This window comes from Neorhizobium alkalisoli (genome assembly GCF_002968635.1).
GTDB classification, from domain to species: domain Bacteria; phylum Pseudomonadota; class Alphaproteobacteria; order Rhizobiales; family Rhizobiaceae; genus Neorhizobium; species Neorhizobium alkalisoli.
The window spans coordinates 41,223-58,625 of record NZ_PVBN01000012.1 but is presented as its reverse complement, the minus strand read 5'-3'; the positions used below and the strand labels follow the sequence as shown (position 1 = coordinate 58,625).

The window sequence follows — 17,403 nt, the reverse complement described above, 5'->3', positions numbered from 1 at the left end:
TGTCCTACGCTTAGAGCACGCCGGCGGTCTTCAAGCTGGCGACCAGCTCCTCGACCGACTTCACCTTGACGCCGGCCTTACGGCCACCCGGCTCTTCGGTCTTCAGGACCTTCAGGCGGGGTGCGGTGGAAACACCGAAATCGGCCGGGCTCTTCTTGTCGAGCGGCTTCTTCTTCGCCTTCATGATGTTCGGCAACGAGGCATAGCGCGGCTCGTTCAAGCGCAGGTCGGTGGTCACCACCGCCGGAAGCTTGATCTCGATCGTCTGCAGGCCGCCGTCGACTTCGCGGGTCACCTTTGCCGAACCGTCCCCGATCTCGATCTTCGAGGCGAAGGTCGCCTGCGCCGAACCGAGCAGCGCCGCCAGCATCTGGCCGGTCTGGTTGCTATCGTCGTCGATCGCCTGCTTGCCGACGATGATCAGTCCGGGCTGTTCGGCGTCTGCGATACCCTTCAGGATCTTGGCGACGGCGAGCGGTTCCACGAGGTCGTCCGTCTCGACCAGGATCGCCCGGTCGGCCCCCATGGCAAGCGCGGTCCGGAGCGTCTCTTCCGCCTTGGCAGGCCCGATCGACACGACCACCACCTCGTCGGCCTTGCCCGCTTCCTTCAGACGCAGCGCTTCTTCGACGGAAATCTCGTCGAACGGGTTCATCGACATCTTCACATTCGCAAGCTCGACACCCGTGCCATCCGCCTTCACACGGATCTTCACGTTGTAATCAACCACTCGCTTAACAGGCACCAGGATCTTCATGGGGTCCTTCCTCGACTTGTCTTCACCGGCAAATTGCGACATTTGCCGTTCCCTCATTTGTCAGTGGGCGACATCGATACGCATTTTTTTCTCGAATACAACGTCGTCTCGCCATCCGCAGTGTTTTTGCGCGGCGAAAATTACGTTTACGTGCACGTCAATGTCAAGCCCCGCCGTCAGCGCGGGTTGCTGCCGGGTTCGGCCACAGCAATTGCGGCGTTGGCGGCAGGCTCGGTCCGCACGGCTTTCGGCGTTACGATGGTGCGGTCGAAGAGCGGCACGCCCTTGCGGCGCATGAAAATGACCAGAATGCCCCCGGCGATGATCCCGCCGACATGGGCGCCCCAGGAGACCATGCCGTCGAGATCGAGTGCCAGCATGGCGAATTGCTGAACGATCCAGAGTGTCAGCGGGATGAATGCGGGCAGCGGCAGCGGAATACGGAAGAGCACCAGCACCCAGACCCGCACCCGCGGGTGCAGGAGGAAATAGGCTGCGACGACGCCGGAAATCGCGCCGGATGCGCCGATCAGAGGCCCTTCCGAGGAAGGACCGACAAACCCGTGAAGTGCGGCACCGGCCGCGGCGCAGATCAGGTAGAAGATCAGGAATTTGATGTGCCCCAGCGCATCCTCGACATTGTCGCCGAACACCCAGAGGAACAGCATGTTGGAGGCGAGGTGCCAGAAGTCGAGGTGCAGGAAGGAGTAGGTGATGAAGGTCGCATCATCCGGCACGATGGCGAGCGAGGGGTCGAGCACGGCGTAACCGAAGATCACGGCCGGAATGAAGCCGAGGCCGAGGGAAGTGTGCTCCGCGACATCCGGGCTTGTGAGCGTGGTGAACAACCAGACCAGAACGTCGAGAGCGATAAGGCCGATCGTGACGTACTGGACGCGGATATATTTGAGTTCGACGGCGTCGTGCAGCGGGATGAACATTGGTGACCCTCCTACCCCGCTACCGTTCTACCGGTTTTTCCCCGGAACCCAAAGCACGTCGGATTTGCCGCCGTCGTTGGCTGAGCGCGCCGCCACGAACAGGAAATCGGAAAGCCGGTTGATGTATTTCAGGGCCGCGGTTCCAACCGGCTCCTGCCGGGAAAGCTCGACCATCAGCCGCTCCGCGCGGCGCGCCACGGTACGCGCAAGGTGCAGATAGGCGGCGGCGGGGGATCCTCCCGGCAAAACGAAGGAGGTGAGGGGGGCGATGTGGGCATTCAGCGCATCGATCTCATTCTCAAGCCGGGTCGACTGGGCTTCGATGATGCGGAGCGGCTCGTAATCCAGCTTTTCCCCCGTGTCGGGGGTCGCGAGATCGGCGCCGAGGTCGAACAGGTCGTTCTGAATGCGGAAGAGCATCGCATCCAGCTCCGGCAGGTCTGACGTGTGGAGCCGCGCCATTCCGATGGTGGAATTCGTTTCGTCGACCGTGCCGTAGGCCTCCACCCTCTGATCGTATTTTTCCCGCCGTGGACCCGAGACCAGGGCGGTGGTGCCCTTGTCGCCGGTGCGGGTGTATATCTTGTTGAGCTTTACCATCCGTTCCCTCGGTTCGCCGGAATCAGCTCGGGCGTCCGCCGCCGGTGATCCAGAGCGTGAGCATGATGAGAAGGATCGCGACCGCCTGCAAGAGGACGCGCAACTGCATCAGCTTGTTGGATTTGTTGGCATCCGTCCCCTTCAGCATGTTGAACAGCCCGCGGATCAGGACGAGCACGACGAGCCCCATGACGATCAGGGTAAGCAGAGTGGTGAAACTGGACATTTTCCGATTGCTTTCGTTCAGTCGAGCCGGCGCATGAGCTTATAAAAAAGCGCGGCCGGCAGTATTCTTTTCAGGAAGGCGCCCTGCTTGGCGGGCTTCGTTACCAGATAATGGGGTCGGGGACGAGGTGCGGTCAAGGCATGCGCCAGGACTTGATAGACCGCTTCCGGACCAAGCTTGTGACGGCTGATCTGCCCCCTCCCGTCCAGACGTTTGAGCTGGCGCTTGTATTGATCCGCATGCACCGACCCTTGCTGATCGATGTGCTCGTTGAATTTGATCAGCGCATTGGCGGTGAAGCGCGAAGTGATCGGCCCCGGCTCGATAAGGCTCACTTCGATGCCGCTGCCCTGCAGCTCCATCCGCAGGGTGATCGTCAAGCCTTCGATGGCATATTTGGAAGCCGTATAGGCGCCGCGATAGCGATAGGGTAAGAGGCCGAGGATCGAGGAGCAGTTGACGATGCGGCCATGCCCCTGAGCGCGCATGATCGGGATCAGCAGTCGCGTCAATTCGTGCCAGCCGAAGAAGTTGGTCTCGAACTGTTCGCGCAGCACGTCGGTGGAAAGGTCCTCCACGGCTCCCGGCTGTCCATAGGCGCCGTTGTTAAACAGCGCGTCGATCCGGCCACCGGTGCGCTCCCGCACGGTCTGGACCAGAGCGGCTATGGTCTCGGGCTTCGTATAGTCCATTACCAGTGCTTCGATGCCGTCGGCTTCCAGCGCGGCGAGATCGGCTTGCTTGCGTACAGTCGCGAAAACCCTCCAGCCATCCGCTTTCAGGGCGCGGGCGCAGTGCGCGCCGATACCGGAGGAACAGCCGGTGATGATGATCGTTCTTTTCTCATTCATGTGATCTCGTCCCTGTACAACAGGAAGGGTTCCTCCCATATTTCGCACCAAGTCACAACGGAGTTGCCATTGTCCGAGGAAAACCGCCCCTTCCGGTGGTACAGGCTGGCCTACAAGGTACTTTGGGACGCCTATTGTCACTTCAACGAGGATGATGGTTGGGCGATGGCAAGCCATGTGGCGCTCTCGGGTCTGCTGGCGCTCTTTCCCTTCCTGATCTTCGGGACCGCTCTTGCGGGCTTTCTCGGTGCCGGCGGCTTTTCCGATACGGCCGTGCATCTTCTGTTCGATACATGGCCGGCGGATATCGCCGCGCCGATCGCCTCCGAAATCCAGCGTGTTCTCACCATGCCGCGGGGAGGCCTGCTTACGGTTTCCGTATTGGCTGCAGCCTATTTTGCCTCCAACGGGGTGGAGGCGTTGCGTATTTCCCTCAACCGCGCCTACCGGGTGTCCGAAACGCGGGCATGGTACGTGACGCGGCTCGCGAGCCTTGGTTATGTGATCGTCGCGGTCATCATCTTTGCCCTGATCAGCATCGTGCTGGTCGCCGTTCCGGTCGCGATGCGCTTTGCCGAGACGCGATTTCCCTGGCTGATCAGCGACCTGACGACGGCCGCCAATTGGGGTCTTTACGGCACTGCGCTGGTGTTGATGAGCGGGCTTCTGCTTTCGCATAAATGGTTGCCCGCCGGGGGCCGGCGCATCGTCGACGTCCTGCCGGGCGTCACGCTGACGATCGTCCTCTGGACCGGCTTCGGCCTGGGTTTCGCGGCCTATCTCTCGACCTTTGCCAATTACGCCGCGACCTATGCAGGGCTGGCCTCGATCATGATCGTGCTGGTCTTTCTCTATATGGTGGCGGTGATCTTCATGCTGGGCGCGGAACTCAACGCGGCACTGATGAAGTACCGGGTATATTCGGTGGTGTCGCGGCTTCAGAAAGAGCGGCGCCGGCGCGAGGAGGATGAGGCCTCAAAGGCCAACCATCCGGCGGATGTCCCCGGGCAGGAGGCCTTGGTCGCGAAGGGCCGCAAGTCCCGTTGATCCCTCGCTTTTCGCCAGCTTCCTGCCGTCCTTCCCCAAGACAACGCGATGGTGATGGTAGAGCGGCTCGGGCAAGTCCAGGAGTTCCTGCAGCAGCCGGTGCACCGCGGTCGCCTCGAAGAGATCCAGCCCGCGCACCACATGCGTTATCCCTTGTGCGGCATCGTCCACCGTTACCGAGAGGTGGTAACTCGACGGTGCATCCGAACGGGACAGGATGACATCGCCCCAGGCCGCCGGATCGGCGGGAATCTGCCCGCGCCCGCCGTCGCCGGTTTCAGTCCAGGCCAGCGGATGGCCGACGAGGTCAAGTGCTTTGCGCATGTCCAGCCGGTGGGCGTGCCGCAAGCCCCTGGCGATCAACTGTTGGCGTTCCGTCTCGCTTCGATGCCGGTCGTCCTCGGGATAGATCGGCGAGCCGTCCGGATCCCGCGGCCAGACATTTCCGTCTGCCTCATAGGCCGCCACCGCCGCCTTTACGTCGCCGCGGGTCATGAAGGCCGGATAGACGAGACCCATCTCCGTCAACCGGTCGAGTGCGGCGTGATAGGTGCCGAAATGCTCCGATTGCCGCCGCACCGGTCTTTCCCAGTCGAGCCCCAGCCAGGCAAGGTCGCGATAGATCGCCTGCTCGAATTCCGGCGTGCAGCGGGCGAGGTCGATATCTTCGATGCGCAGCAGAAACCGCCCATTCGCCGTCCTTGCCATGTCGTGGTTGAGGAGGGCGGAGAGTGCATGGCCGAGATGAAGCAGCCCGTTCGGGCTTGGCGCGAACCGATAGACCGGTTTATCAGAGAAGAAGGCGGACATGGTTTCTTCTGCCATGCTTTTTGTGAAACAGCCATGGGAGGCAGGTCGTGCGGATCATCCGTAGCCATTCGGATATCCAGGCGGGACTGGAGGCGCTGGTCGAGCTCGACCCGCGGCTTGTGGCAATTGCCGAAGCCGCCGGGCCGGTGCCGCTCAGGCTCAACGATCCGGGTTTCGCCGGCCTCGCCTCGATCATCGTGTCGCAGATGGTCTCGCGGGCGAGCGCGGAGGCGATCTGGAGGCGAATCACCGCCCTCGGGCCGGTCACCGCCGCGGGCTATGCGGCGCTTGATCCAGCCGTCGTCGCCACATTCGGCCTCTCGCGAGCGAAGGCAGCGACTCTTCTCAATCTGTCCACAGCAATTTCGCAAGGACGCTTTGATCTGGAATCGATCTGCGAGCTCGAAACGGTCGAGGCCATCCGGACGATGACAGCGCTTCCCGGCATCGGTCCGTGGACGGCGGAAGTCTATCTGATGTTCTGCGGCGGGCATCCGGATATCTTTCCGTCCGGCGACGTGGCCCTGCAGGCGGCAGTCCGGCATGCTCTGGGGCTGGAGGCGCGGCCTCAGGCGAAAAATCTCGCCGCGTTGGCGGAAGTCTGGCGGCCGTGGCGATCCGTCGCGGCACGGCTTTTCTGGGCCTATTATGCCGCCCGGATGCGTCGCGAGGTCGCCCCGCTTGCGTGAAGCTGGGGCAAAGTATCTCACTGCATTTATTGGGCTTCACAATCCTGTAACAACGGACCTAATATAGAAAGTACAGATGCCGAATCGGGTAGGAGCGTCACTTGACGATTGCAGTCTCCCCGCAGGCCCTGCCGGCGCTCGTGTTGAACGCTGACTACCGGCCGCTGAGTTATTATCCCTTGTCGCTGTGGTCCTGGCAGGACGCGATCAAGGCGGTTTTCCTCGACCGGGTCAATATCATCGCGGAATACGACCATTCGGTCTGCTCTCCCAGCTTCTCCATGAAATTGCCGAGCGTCGTCAGCCTGAAAACTTATATTCAGCCGACCCGCAACCCCGCCTTCACGCGGTTCAACGTCTTCCTGCGCGACAAGTTCGAGTGCCAGTATTGCGGTGAAAACGACGACCTGACCTTCGACCATGTCGTCCCCCGCGCCCACGGCGGTGAAACGACCTGGGAAAACGTGGTGGCCGCGTGTTCTCCTTGCAATCTCAGGAAGGGCAGCAAGCTGCCGAAGCAGGCCGGCATGTTCCCGCATCAGAAGCCCTATCAGCCGACGGTACAGGATCTGCATAACAACGGCAGGCTTTTCCCGCCGAACTACCTGCACGAAAGCTGGATGGACTATCTCTACTGGGATACGGAACTGCAGCCCTGATCTCAGTCGTCAAGGCCGCCTCAGGCGGCCTTTTTCGCACCCAGAAATGCGATCCCCGCCAAAACCACGCTGGCAATGACGTTCCAGCCGGCGAATGACAGGCCGAGCACGCGAAGTGCGGCTTCCGTACAGGAGGGGCCGTGGACCGTATTCAGATCCGAAAGCAGGCTGCCGGCATTGGTGGTGACACCAGCCCCGCCGCCGCAACTGGCAGGCCCCTCCCAGAACGCCCATTCGACGCCCGAGTGATAGACCCCCATGCTGGCGCCGACCAGCATCATGATGCCGATGACAAGGAGGGTTGCGCGGGTGATCCAGGCAGGAAGACCGGCGGCGGAAGCGGCGATCCCGAGAATGCCGACCGGAATGCCGTAGTAATAGGGATCGCGCTGCAGCAGGCAGAGCGCGCACGGGATATAGCCGCCGATATACTGGAAGGCGAGCGCGCCTCCGACAGTTGCCGCCATGCCCAAGGTAACGGCAATGGCGTAGCCCATTCTGGCATGGGATCGGGGGGTGGAAGCTGTCAGCGCCATGCACTTTTCCTCACTGGTATTGGCTCACTTAGAGCAGATGCAGCCGCGCTGTAAATGATCCCAGAGGAGACAAAATGTCCCTCGTCCGGCACTTTTTCGTGAGTTTGCGGAGGATTTGTGGTGAGTGTCTTTTCGAGCGGGTCGAATGACATCTCTTGTAAAATGGTGCCCCGTGCCGGAATCGAACCAGCACTCCTCTCGGAACCTGATTTTGAGTCAGGCGCGTCTACCAATTCCGCCAACGGGGCACTTCGGTAGTGGCAAGCGCTCTATCACGAGGCTGTGGCGTCTTGCAAGATTGAAGTGCCTATTGGATGGCTGGGATTTTCCATTTCCGTCTCCCGGCGAGATGGCGCGACGCCGGTTTGCCTGCGAAGCCTGCGTCTGGCCGCTTGTGGCCCCTCTTGTATTTCAAACTTCGAAGATGTTAGCTGGTGCAGCAAAATGAGAAGCACTGCACATGAAACTGCCTGCCGGCGCCTCCTATGAGGAGATCTATCGCAATTTCGCCTGGGACATCCCGCCAAGGTTCAACATGGGCGAGGTGGTCAGCGATGACTGGGCGGCGAAACACCCGGACCGCATCTGCCTGCAGCATTTCAACCCCGATGGCGCGCATCTTTCTCTGACCTATGGCGAACTTTCGGCGCGCTCTGCCTCGCTTGCCAACGCTTTCGTTTCGCTCGGCCTGAAAGCCGGCGACCGCATCGCGCTTCTCCTGCCGCAGAGCTTCGAGACGGTGATCGCACATGTGGCGATCTACAAGATGGGCGCGATCGCGCTGCCGCTTGCCCTGCTCTTCGGCGCCGAGGCACTCGAATATCGTCTGAGGGTGTCCGGTACGACGGCGGTCGTCACCAACGCTTTCGGCCTTTCGCGCCTTGTTGAACTGCGCGAACGGCTGCCGGATCTGAAGCATGTCGTCGTGACGCCGGACGTCGCGCCGCAGGCTGGACTGGTTTCGCTCGATGGACTGATCTCGGCCCACCCGCCGGTTTTTGAAGTTGCGGCGACCGGTCCTGACGATCCGGCGCTGATGATCTTCACCTCCGGTACGACGGGACCGCCGAAGGCGGCGCTCCACGGACATCGGGTGCTGGCCGGTCATATTCCCGGTTTTCAGCTGGCGCATGAATTTGCGCCGCAGGCGGGCGACCGGATCTGGACGCCGTCCGACTGGGCCTGGGCAGGGGGCCTCCTCAACGTGCTGATGCCGGCGCTGATGCTCGGCATTCCCGTCGTCTCCTCGCCGGCCCAGAAATTCGACGCCGACATGGCTTTCCGGATCATGGCGGAGATGGATGTCCGCAATGCCTTCATCCCGCCGACCGCTCTGCGTCTTCTGAAGGCGGTCGAGAGACCGCGGGCGAAATACGATCTGAAGCTGCGCACGATCGCTTCGGCCGGCGAGGCGCTTGGCCGGGAGACCTACGACTGGGCCAAATCGGCGATCGGGCTCACCGTCAACGAGTTCTACGGTCAGACCGAATGCAATTTCGTTCTCTCCTCGGCCGCCCATCTCGGAGTGTCGCGCGGCGGTGCGATCGGGCGCCCGGTGCCGGGACATATCGTCGGCGTCATCGATGAAAAGGGTATCGAGCGTTCCGCAGGGCAGACTGGACAGATCGCCATCCGCCGGCCGGACCCGGTGATGTTCCTCGGCTATTGGAACGACGAGGCGGCGACGCAATCCAAGTTCGTCGGGGACTGGCTGGCGACGGGCGATCTTGGCCGCCGGGACGAGGACGGGTATGTGGAGTTCATCGGCCGCGACGACGACATCATCACCTCCTCCGGCTACCGCATCGGCCCGAGCGAGATCGAGGACTGTCTGGGCGGGCACCCCGCCGTTCGTCTGGCGGCGGTCGTCGGCAAGCCGGATCCGATCCGCACGGAAATCGTCAAGGCCTATATCGTCGTCGCACCCGGCTACGATCCGAGCCCAGAACTGGCGGCTGAGATCCGCGAATGGGTGAAGACGCGGCTTTCCATGCACGAATATCCGCGCGAGGTCGCCTTTGTGGACGAGATTCCACTGACCACCAGCGGCAAGGTCATCCGCCGTCTGCTTCGTGAAAAAGCGGCCGCGGAGTGATTATTCCGAGCGGCCGGCGATCGACAGGATCTTTTCCCTGAGGATGCGGGCCATGTTGCGGGTGTTGCGGTAAAGGTGGAGCTGCGCTGCCACCTGGCGCACGTCGCGGTCGCCGTTCTGGTTGAGCCCGATCACCAGCGTACCCATCTCCTCACGCTCCTCCCAAAAGCGGCTCATGATCGGATGATCAGGCACGGCGCAGCTGTCGGTGCGGGTGATGTTGGCGTCTTCCAGATGCCATTCCGTCAGCTTCATCATCAGAAGCTTGCCGGGCGAATAGGAGGAGAGATTCTCGTCGTAGGCCGTTTTCCAGGTATAGGCTTCGCCAGCCATGAGGAAGACGACGAGCGAGGCGATGGCGCGGCCGTCGAAATCGACCGTGTGGATGCGCACCGCATCGACTTCGGCAAGATTGGTGATCGCCTCGCGGGCAAAAGCCGAGCGGAAGCGGTCATTGATGAGGGCGGAGCGTCGGCGACCCTTCCAGCCTTTCGCCTCGAGCAGCAGGAATTCCTCCATCCGCAGCCGGACCTCCTCCGGCTGACGGGCGACCGAATAGGCAAGGGTGCCGCGGGCTGCGAGATTGCGCCAGACGCGGCGCATCTCACGGAAATGATGCGGAGATACCGCGTGTTTCAGATAGGCCTCGCCATCGAGCAGGCTCTCCAGCATCGGCCGCCGGAACGGATCGGTGACCGCCACCGGCAGGTTGCGGCCGATCGCGACGGCCTTGGCAAGCTGAGCGAAATGGCCATTGAGGCGTACGTCCGGCAACACCAGCACGCCGGGAAGCCGTGCCTCCCGGAGGGTCAGCGCCTCGAAGAGATTGTCGATCGTTTCGGCGGCATCTTCGGCATCGACGAGCGGAGTGCCGAGCGGGCCGAAGGGATTGGCCCAGGTGCGGATGATCGATGCCCCCATCGAGAAGCCGGGTTTTTCGATGGTGAAGGGCATCAGCAGTCTGAGGCGGCTGCGCGCCCCGCTTTCATCGCGGATCAGCGCCAGGCGGACCTGCTTGTCCTCGACACGAGGCATGGCGGGCGCCAGCAATCTTGCCGAGAAGAAGATATTGGGCTCCATGGCCCGATTGGAGAGGAATTCCAGCTCCTCCTGGAGATCGTAGCCGAAGGCTGCCGGATAGAGGCAGAGTTCGCGGCCCGACCGCCCTATCGGCAGCCGCGCGTCGGCGTCCGGGCGCTCGGTGCGGAACCGCTGGATAGGCGGAAAATGCCCGCCGCCATTGCCCTCGAATTCGCCGCTGATCGGTGGTTGAGCCATGGTCAGGAAGCCTTTGAAGGAACGGAGGGCATGGGCTCGGCAAAGGCGAAGAGCACGATGCCGAGGGTGCGACGTACCGCGATATGCAGCAACACCGCCTCGATCATCATTGCCGATGCCGTTGCGGTCGCGGCGCCGACAAGGCCGAAATGGGGAATGAGAGCGATGTTGAGGCCGATGCTGGCCGTAAGGGTGACGGCATAGAGCAGGACGCAGAGGTTCTGGTGTCCCGCCATGCTGAGCAGCACCTCGCCAGGCCCGATCATCGATTTGGCGAGGATGCCGGCAAAGAGGATCGCCATCAGCCAGTAACCGGCGGTGAAGGCGCTGCCGAAGAGCGAGAGCAGCAGCTCGCCGGCCGCAAGCGCCAAGAGACCGACGGCAAGTGACGGCCAGAAACTCCAGCGAGCCATCTGCCCGGCAAAGGCTGCGAGCGCCGTCATGTCCTTCTCCGCCATGATGGCCGAGAAACGGGGGCCGGCGGCGGCCTTGATGGAGAAATAGACGAACTGGACGAGCACGATCGTCTTGGCGGCCGCGTAGTAGATGCCCACCTGGTCAGGCGGCAGATAGAGGCCGACGACCACGACGTCCGCATTGGTCAGGAGGAAACCGATGCCGTCCACCAGAAAGAGCGGCAGCGAATAGCGGAACCAGGCGCCCATTTCGAAACGCCTGGGACCGATCCCGTAGAGGTGGCGCAGGCGGAGGGTCAGGCGCAGAAGCTGCAGGAGTGTCGTCACATAGGTTGCGGCAAGAGCCGCTTCCATGGCGGTCACGGCGGTGCGCGGAGCGCCGAACCAGAGTGCAGCCAGCATGAAGACGAGGATCAGGGTCGGCCGGATCAGATAGGTGGGGCTCAGCGCCGTCACCGTCCAGCCGTTCGAACGCGCCGTGCCGTCCAGCACGTCTCCGAGCGCGATCATCGGCATGGTGAAGAAGGCAAGCGAGATCGGCACCAGGTAATAGGCCTCGAGCCGGTCGTCAAAGACCTGCAGAAAAACGAGGCCGACGGCGCCGATGAAGCTCGCCGAGGCGAAGGCCACCAGACGGACGGCCAGATTGAGGCCGCGTACGGTTTCCACTTCGCCGCGGGCCTTGTGCTGGTGCAGGAAACGGATCACGGAGGTGTGGAAGCCTAGGCAGGAGAGGTTGCCGGCGAGCACGACGACAACCCAGACGAAGGCGAAGATGCCGTATTCGAACTCGCCCATCAGGCGGGCAAGGATGATCTGCGAGATGAAGGCGATCGCTGCGCTGAAGATGCGGATGACGAATGCGATCAGCGCCCGGCGCTGGGCGCGTGCCGTCTCGTCGTCGTCGGTGAGGATCGTTTCCAGCTTGCGCGTCAGCGGATGAAGCCGGGCGCGCAGGCCTGGCGGCAGCAATCTCTCCGCTGTTTCGATGACCGCCATGATGGGCACGCAATACTCGTAGCGACGACGGGGAACAATTGCGAAAGTGTTGCCACAGCAGGGTTAAGAAAGGGTTCGCCGGATGGTTAAAAAGCTCGGTTTCATTCGATAAGTCAGGGCGTTCTTGCGGGTGAAGCGGGACGGCTTGCGGCCGCATGCCTTGCCGCCGCGACTGCGAGTGCGACGGCGATCAATCCGGCCGCCGTGGCGAAAGCGGAGTGCATCCCGATGGCAATCGCATCGGCGGACGCCACGGTCACATCGCTCGCTCCCGACGCCACCGCGAATATGGCGCCCATGACGGATGCGCCGGTGGTGAGGCCGAGGTTGCGCGAGAGGTTCAGCAGGCCCGAAGCCAAGCCTCGCTCATGCGGCTGGATATCCGCCATGACAGCCGTGTTGTTGGCAGCCTGGAAGAGAGCATAGCCGGCCGTCATGACGGCGAGGGGCGTGACATATGCTCCTATCCCGAACGTCCTCGGCAGCATCGCGAGGGCGAGGGAGCCCGACATCATTGCCAGGAGGCCGACAAACGTCGCGCGGGGAGAGCCAAAGCGGTCCATCATGCGGCCGGCCGGCCAGCCGGTCAGCGCTGAGACTACGGGTCCGGTCGACATGGCGAGCCCGACAAGAGCCGCATCGAGCCCGAGCGATCGGGAAAGGTAGAACGGGCCGACAACAAGGGTGGCCATGATCACTGTCGAGACGAGTGTGCTCATGGCAAGGCCGGCGGCCAACGACGGATCGCGCAGCATGGCCGGCCGGATCAAGGGCGATGCCGTTCTGGTTTCGGCGAATAGAAACACACAAAACCCCACGATCGCCGCCGCCAGCAGCGCTGCATTCAGAGGGCCGAAGCTGCCGCGTCCAAGCGTGGTGGCAAGTGCATAGGCTGAAAGCGTCAGTGCCAGCAGCGCCGTCCCCAGGATGTCCAATTGTGGCTTGTCGTGACGGTTCGTTGCCGGCCCGGGGGAGGGCAGATATCGACAGGCGAGAACAAAGGCGAGCGCCGCGAGCGGGACGCTGATCAGGAAGATCGCCCGCCATCCGCTTGCCGCGATCAGAACACCTCCGAGCGACGGTCCAAGGGCCGTGCCCACTGCCGACATGGTTCCGAGCAACCCCATGGCGCTCCCGGCTCTTTCCTTCGGTACGATTTCCGCGACAACCGCCATGGCGAGCGCCATCATGATGGCCGCTGCAAGGCCCTGTGCCGTCCGGGCTGCGATAAGTATCCCGAGGGTCGGCGCACCGCCGCAGGCGATGGAGGCGAGCATGAATAACGCAAGTCCGACGAGCAGCAACCGCCGCCGACCGACAATATCGCCGAGCCGCCCGACACCGACGATGAGGACGGTGATGGCGAGGAGGTAGGCCAGCACGACCCATTGGACCTCCTGAAAGGAGGCGCCGAACGAGGACGCCATGGCCGGGAGGCCGACATTGGCGATGCTCGTTCCGAGCGAGGAGAGCAACATGGAAAGGGAAATGGCCGCGAGTGCGCCGCGGGCCGAACGCAATTCCCCGCTGCTTGCGGTCGCCGCGAGGTCTGGTTTCATGTTGATCTGCATTGTCACAAGCTCCGTTCGGCGATCAGCCCAATGAAACGTAACGTGCTTTCCTGACATGGCGGAAGACGCATTATTTGCATTAAATTCATGCATTCAACGCCATGTCATGCGGCCACCTCTATGCTATCCTCGACGCATGTCGCATCCAGATTTCAACCTGCTTGTCACCCTTGATGTGCTGCTTGCCGAAGGCAGCGTCGCACGCGCTGCCAAACGCCTGCGGCTCAGTCCATCCGCCATGAGCCGGGCACTGGCGCGGCTGCGCGAAACGACGGGCGATCCGCTTCTGGTCAGAGCCGGGCGCGGCCTGGTGCCGACGCCCCGAGCGCTCGAACTGCGCGAACGGGTCGGCCAGCTCGTGCAGGATGCCGAAGCGGTGCTGCGGCCTGCCGAAAGCCTCGATCTCAAGAGGTTCGTCCGGACATTCACGCTGCGCACCAGCGACGGCTTCGTCGAGAATTTCGGGCCGCGGCTTATTACATTGGCCGGAGAGCAGGCTCCCGGCGTCCAGCTGCGTTTCATACCGAAGCCGGACAAGGACAGTGACCCTTTGCGTGATGGCACGGTCGATTTGGAAACGGGCGTGGTGGGGGAGGCGACCGGTCCGGAGGTGCGCGTGCAGGCCTTGTTCCGCGATCGTTTCGTCGGCGTGGTGCGGATCGGCCATCCGCTGAGCCTCGGCGAGATGACGCTTTCCCGCTACGCGGCGGGCAGGCACGTGCTGGTGTCACGGCGGGGGTTCGACAAAGGCCCGTTCGACGAGGCTCTCGAGGCCCTGGGGTCCAGGCGGGAGATCGTCACGGTCGTCGGCGGCTTTTCCGCTGCGCTGGCCCTGGCGGGAGCCTCGGACCTGATCGCCACAGTTCCTGATCGCCACACCGGCAACCTGCGGAAGGGGCTGTTCAGCTTCCCGCTTCCAGTTCCGATGCCGGAGATAACGGTATCGCTGCTCTGGCATCCCCGGATGGATGCCGATCCCGCCCATCGATGGCTGCGCGGCTGCGTCCGGGATGTCTGTGCGGCCTCGGCGCAGGAAGAGCGCGCCGAAGCCTGAGCATCGACTTACCTTAAGTCTCAGACCTGTTCGAAGGCGCCGTGGCAGTGTTTGTATTTCTTGCCCGAGCCACAGGGGCAGGCTTCGTTGCGGCCGACCTTGCCCCAGGTGGACTGGTCTTCCGGATGGCGGTCCTGCGCAGCGGCGATGAAGTTTTCGCCGTCCTGGCCGGTGAACTGGTCTTCGCCCGTTGTCGGGTCGATGTGATGTCCTTCGAAGACCGGCGGTGGTGCCGGCGGCTCAGGGTTCTGCACGAGTTCGACGCGCATCATTTGGGCCGTTACCGCCTCGCGCAGGTTTGCGAGCAGTGCCTGGAAGAGTTCGAAGGCCTCGGCCTTGTATTCCTGCAGCGGATCGCGCTGGGCATAACCGCGGAAACCGATGACCGAGCGCAGATGGTCGAGGTTGACGATATGCTCGCGCCACAGGTGGTCGAGCGTCTGGAGCAGCACGGACCGCTCCACGTAATTCATGATATCGGCGCCGAAGCGTTCGCGGCGATCGGCGTTAGCCTTGTTTGCCGCCTCGGTGATGCGCTCGCGGATGTCATCCTCGCCGATGCCTTCCTCCTGGACCCAATCCTCGATCGGAAGATCCAGGTTGAGCTGGCGTTCCACATCCTCGCGCAGCCCCGGCGCATTCCACTGTTCGGCATAGGCGCGCTCGGGGATGTGCTTGGCGACGAGAACCTCGATGACCTCGGTGCGCATCTCTTCGACCACTTCCGAAACGTCCTCGGAATCCATCATCTCGAGGCGCTGCTCGAAGATCACCTTGCGCTGGTCGTTGGTGACGTCGTCATATTTCAGAAGGTTCTTGCGGATATCGAAGTTGCGGGCTTCGACCTTCTTCTGGGCACGTTCGAGCGCCTTGTTGATCCAGGGGTGGACGATCGCCTCGCCTTCCTTCAGACCGAGCTTCTGCAGCATGCCTTCCATGCGGTCGGAGCCGAAGATGCGCATCAGGTCGTCCTGGAGCGACAAGTAGAATTTCGAGCGGCCGGGGTCGCCCTGACGGCCGGAACGGCCGCGCAGCTGGTTGTCGATGCGGCGGCTTTCGTGGCGTTCGGTGGCGATGACGTAGAGACCGCCGGCGGCGAGCGCCTTTTCCTTGAGATGCTTCACTTCCTCGCGGATCGCGGCTTCCTTGGCGTTGCGCTCCGCTTCGTCCTCGATCTCCGCGAGTTCCCGCTCGAGACGCATGTCGATATTGCCGCCGAGCTGGATGTCGGTACCGCGGCCGGCCATGTTGGTGGCGATCGTCACCGCACCCGGCACGCCGGCCTGGCTGACGATATAGGCTTCCTGTTCATGGTAGCGGGCGTTCAGAACCTGGAAGTTCTCGAAGCCGGACTGGCGGAGCATGGTTGCCAGCAGTTCGGACTTTTCGATCGAGGTGGTGCCGACGAGGACCGGTTGACCGCGCTCGTGGGCATCCTTGATCTCCGCGATGATCGCCTTGAACTTCTCATCGAAGCTCCGGTAGACCTCGTCGTCCTCGTCGATACGCTGGATCGGCATGTTGGTCGGCACTTCGACCACTTCGAGCTTGTAGATGTTGCCGAATTCCTCCGCTTCCGTCGAAGCCGTGCCGGTCATGCCGGCGAGCTTCCCGTACATGCGGAAATAGTTCTGGAAGGTGATCGAGGAGAGCGTCTGGTTCTCCGGCTGGATCTGTACCTTTTCCTTGGCTTCGAGCGCCTGGTGCTGGCCTTCCGAATAACGGCGGCCGGGCATCATGCGGCCCGTGAACTCGTCGATGATGACGATCTCGTCGTTGCGGACGATGTAGTCCTTGTCGCGGGTAAAGAGCTTGTGGGCCTTCAACGCGTTGTTGATGTGGTGAACGATGGCGACGTTCTCGACGTCATAGAGGCTTTCGCCCTTCAGAAGACCCGCCTGACGAAGCAGGTTCTCGAGCTTTTCGGTGCCGCCTTCCGAGAAGTTGGCTGACCGTTGCTTCTCGTCGATCTCGTAATCTTCCGGCGAGAGCAATGGAATGAAGGCGTCGATCGTGTTGTAGAGTTCGGAGCGGTCGTCGAGTGGACCGGAAATGATGAGCGGCGTACGCGCCTCGTCGACCAGGATCGAGTCCACTTCGTCGACGATCGCATAGTTGTGGCCGCGCTGCACCATCTGGCTACGCTCGTATTTCATGTTGTCGCGCAGATAGTCGAAGCCGAGTTCGTTGTTGGTGGCGTAGGTGATATCGCAGGCATAGGCTGCGTGACGCTCCTCGTCGCTCAAGCCATGGACGATGACGCCGGTAGTCAGGCCGAGGAAGCCGTAGAGCTTGCCCATCGTCATCGCATCGCGGCGGGCGAGGTAGTCGTTGACTGTCACCACGTGGACGCCCTTGCCGGAGAGCGCATTGAGGTAGACGGGCAGGGTTGCCACCAGCGTCTTGCCTTCGCCGGTCTTCATTTCGGCGATGGCGCCGTCGTGAAGGATCATGCCGCCCATCAGCTGCACGTCGAAGGGGCGCATGCCGAGGACGCGGCGGGACGCTTCGCGCACGACGGCGAAGGCCGGGATGAGGATGTCGTCGAGCGTCTTGCCCTCGGCGAGCAGTTTCTTGAACTCCGCGGTCTGGGCTGCCAGCTGCCCGTCGGAGAGAGCCTTGGTCTTTTCTTCGATCGCATTGATGGCGTCTATGTTCGGCTGGTAGCCGCGCAGGCGGCGGTCGTTTGCTGAACCGAACAATTTGCGGGCAATGCCGCCAAGGCTGACCATACGAATGGTCCTTTCTGATCTCAGTTCTCGGGACGGCGAGCCGTGCTGCCGTTGTCGTTTGATGACGGCAAAATGACCCGCCACGCCCGGAAACTCTCTGGACGCGAAGTTGCGTGACAGATAAGAGGGGGGTCGAATTATG

At 62.5% G+C, this 17,403-nt stretch carries 16 protein-coding genes and 1 tRNA gene; 5 read left to right on the top strand and 12 right to left on the bottom strand.

Annotated elements, in window-relative coordinates; all coding sequences use genetic code 11:
- Positions 1-10: 10 nt before the first annotated feature.
- The 5 genes from C5L13_RS22660 to C5L13_RS22640 all read right to left on the bottom strand — a co-directional run bounded on the left by C5L13_RS22660 (position 11) and on the right by C5L13_RS22640 (position 3,375).
- Positions 11-757, bottom strand: a complete 747-nt coding sequence (locus C5L13_RS22660; protein ID WP_105385667.1) for an electron transfer flavoprotein subunit beta/FixA family protein — start codon at positions 755-757, stop codon at positions 11-13.
- Positions 758-933: 176 nt separating this feature from the next.
- Positions 934-1,698, bottom strand: a complete 765-nt coding sequence (locus C5L13_RS22655) for a rhomboid family intramembrane serine protease (RefSeq protein ID WP_105385538.1) — start codon at positions 1,696-1,698, stop codon at positions 934-936.
- Positions 1,699-1,725: 27 nt separating this feature from the next.
- Positions 1,726-2,298, bottom strand: coding sequence for a cob(I)yrinic acid a,c-diamide adenosyltransferase (locus C5L13_RS22650; protein WP_105385537.1), 573 nt, complete (start codon positions 2,296-2,298; stop codon positions 1,726-1,728).
- A gap of 22 nt (positions 2,299-2,320) precedes the next feature.
- Complete coding sequence (locus C5L13_RS22645) at positions 2,321-2,524, bottom strand: twin transmembrane helix small protein (RefSeq protein WP_105385536.1); 204 nt, start codon at positions 2,522-2,524, stop codon at positions 2,321-2,323.
- A gap of 17 nt (positions 2,525-2,541) precedes the next feature.
- Positions 2,542-3,375 (bottom strand): SDR family oxidoreductase, encoded by an 834-nt coding sequence (locus C5L13_RS22640; RefSeq protein ID WP_105385535.1) that lies wholly within the window; start codon positions 3,373-3,375, stop codon positions 2,542-2,544.
- 69 nt (positions 3,376-3,444) lie between these two features.
- Between C5L13_RS22640 and C5L13_RS22635 the strand changes: the two genes are divergently transcribed.
- Positions 3,445-4,422, top strand: a complete 978-nt coding sequence (locus tag C5L13_RS22635) for a YihY/virulence factor BrkB family protein (protein ID WP_105385534.1) — start codon at positions 3,445-3,447, stop codon at positions 4,420-4,422.
- Here the strand turns inward: C5L13_RS22635 and gluQRS are convergent.
- Complete coding sequence (gene gluQRS, locus C5L13_RS22630) at positions 4,351-5,247, bottom strand: tRNA glutamyl-Q(34) synthetase GluQRS (RefSeq protein WP_105385533.1); 897 nt, start codon at positions 5,245-5,247, stop codon at positions 4,351-4,353. The genes C5L13_RS22635 and gluQRS overlap by 72 nt on opposite strands.
- 32 nt (positions 5,248-5,279) lie before the next feature.
- Between gluQRS and C5L13_RS22625 the strand changes: the two genes are divergently transcribed.
- Positions 5,280-5,921, top strand: coding sequence for a DNA-3-methyladenine glycosylase family protein (locus C5L13_RS22625; RefSeq protein WP_105385532.1), 642 nt, complete (start codon positions 5,280-5,282; stop codon positions 5,919-5,921).
- Positions 5,922-6,022: 101 nt separating this feature from the next.
- The gene (locus tag C5L13_RS22620; protein WP_105385531.1) at positions 6,023-6,580 is read left to right on the top strand and encodes an HNH endonuclease; all 558 of its coding nucleotides are present in this window, start codon (positions 6,023-6,025) and stop codon (positions 6,578-6,580) included.
- Between the two features lie 20 nt (positions 6,581-6,600).
- Here C5L13_RS22620 and C5L13_RS22615 read toward each other — a convergent pair whose 3' ends face one another.
- Both C5L13_RS22615 and C5L13_RS22610 read right to left on the bottom strand, forming a co-directional pair.
- Entirely contained in the window at positions 6,601-7,116 is a 516-nt protein-coding gene (locus C5L13_RS22615) for a disulfide bond formation protein B (RefSeq protein ID WP_105385530.1), read from the bottom strand.
- A gap of 163 nt (positions 7,117-7,279) precedes the next feature.
- A tRNA-Leu gene (locus tag C5L13_RS22610) sits at positions 7,280-7,364 on the bottom strand.
- 212 nt (positions 7,365-7,576) lie between these two features.
- On the opposite strand from C5L13_RS22610, the gene C5L13_RS22605 reads away from it, so the two are divergent.
- On the top strand, positions 7,577-9,211 hold the full coding sequence (locus tag C5L13_RS22605) for an AMP-binding protein (RefSeq protein WP_105385529.1): 1,635 nt from the start codon (positions 7,577-7,579) through the stop codon (positions 9,209-9,211).
- Here the strand turns inward: C5L13_RS22605 and C5L13_RS22600 are convergent, their stop codons facing one another.
- The 3 genes from C5L13_RS22600 to C5L13_RS22590 form a co-directional block, all read right to left on the bottom strand.
- Positions 9,212-10,489, bottom strand: coding sequence for a GNAT family N-acetyltransferase (locus C5L13_RS22600; protein WP_105385528.1), 1,278 nt, complete (start codon positions 10,487-10,489; stop codon positions 9,212-9,214).
- A gap of 2 nt (positions 10,490-10,491) precedes the next feature.
- Positions 10,492-11,904 carry a lipopolysaccharide biosynthesis protein gene (locus C5L13_RS22595; protein ID WP_105385527.1) on the bottom strand — a complete coding sequence of 471 codons (1,413 nt, stop codon included), beginning with the start codon at positions 11,902-11,904 and terminating at the stop codon, positions 10,492-10,494.
- A gap of 113 nt (positions 11,905-12,017) precedes the next feature.
- On the bottom strand, positions 12,018-13,463 hold the full coding sequence (locus C5L13_RS22590) for an MFS transporter (RefSeq protein ID WP_105385666.1): 1,446 nt from the start codon (positions 13,461-13,463) through the stop codon (positions 12,018-12,020).
- Between the two features lie 148 nt (positions 13,464-13,611).
- Between C5L13_RS22590 and C5L13_RS22585 the strand changes: the two genes are divergently transcribed.
- Positions 13,612-14,529 carry a LysR family transcriptional regulator gene (locus C5L13_RS22585; protein WP_105385526.1) on the top strand — a complete coding sequence of 306 codons (918 nt, stop codon included), beginning with the start codon at positions 13,612-13,614 and terminating at the stop codon, positions 14,527-14,529.
- Between the two features lie 20 nt (positions 14,530-14,549).
- On the opposite strand, the gene secA is transcribed toward C5L13_RS22585, so the two are convergent.
- Positions 14,550-17,261, bottom strand: coding sequence for a preprotein translocase subunit SecA (gene secA / locus C5L13_RS22580; RefSeq protein ID WP_105385525.1), 2,712 nt, complete (start codon positions 17,259-17,261; stop codon positions 14,550-14,552).
- Between the last annotated feature and the right edge of the window lie 142 nt (positions 17,262-17,403).

Excerpts from the sequence above, each read along its gene's own strand:
- C5L13_RS22645 (WP_105385536.1), bottom strand. The coding sequence starts at position 2,524 with ATGTCCAGTTTCACCACTCTGCTTACCCTGATCGTCATGGGGCTCGTC.
- secA (WP_105385525.1), bottom strand. The coding sequence starts at position 17,261 with ATGGTCAGCCTTGGCGGCATTGCCCGCAAATTGTTCGGTTCAGCAAAC.
- gluQRS (WP_105385533.1), bottom strand. The coding sequence starts at position 5,247 with ATGGCAGAAGAAACCATGTCCGCCTTCTTCTCTGATAAACCGGTCTAT.
- C5L13_RS22595 (WP_105385527.1), bottom strand. The coding sequence starts at position 11,904 with ATGGCGGTCATCGAAACAGCGGAGAGATTGCTGCCGCCAGGCCTGCGC.
- C5L13_RS22605 (WP_105385529.1), top strand. The coding sequence starts at position 7,577 with ATGAAACTGCCTGCCGGCGCCTCCTATGAGGAGATCTATCGCAATTTC.
- C5L13_RS22640 (WP_105385535.1), bottom strand. The coding sequence starts at position 3,375 with ATGAATGAGAAAAGAACGATCATCATCACCGGCTGTTCCTCCGGTATC.
- C5L13_RS22660 (WP_105385667.1), bottom strand. The coding sequence starts at position 757 with ATGAAGATCCTGGTGCCTGTTAAGCGAGTGGTTGATTACAACGTGAAG.
- C5L13_RS22615 (WP_105385530.1), bottom strand. The coding sequence starts at position 7,116 with ATGGCGCTGACAGCTTCCACCCCCCGATCCCATGCCAGAATGGGCTAC.
- C5L13_RS22590 (WP_105385666.1), bottom strand. The coding sequence starts at position 13,463 with ATGAAACCAGACCTCGCGGCGACCGCAAGCAGCGGGGAATTGCGTTCG.
- C5L13_RS22650 (WP_105385537.1), bottom strand. The coding sequence starts at position 2,298 with ATGGTAAAGCTCAACAAGATATACACCCGCACCGGCGACAAGGGCACC.
- C5L13_RS22655 (WP_105385538.1), bottom strand. The coding sequence starts at position 1,698 with ATGTTCATCCCGCTGCACGACGCCGTCGAACTCAAATATATCCGCGTC.
- C5L13_RS22585 (WP_105385526.1), top strand. The coding sequence starts at position 13,612 with ATGTCGCATCCAGATTTCAACCTGCTTGTCACCCTTGATGTGCTGCTT.
- C5L13_RS22600 (WP_105385528.1), bottom strand. The coding sequence starts at position 10,489 with ATGGCTCAACCACCGATCAGCGGCGAATTCGAGGGCAATGGCGGCGGG.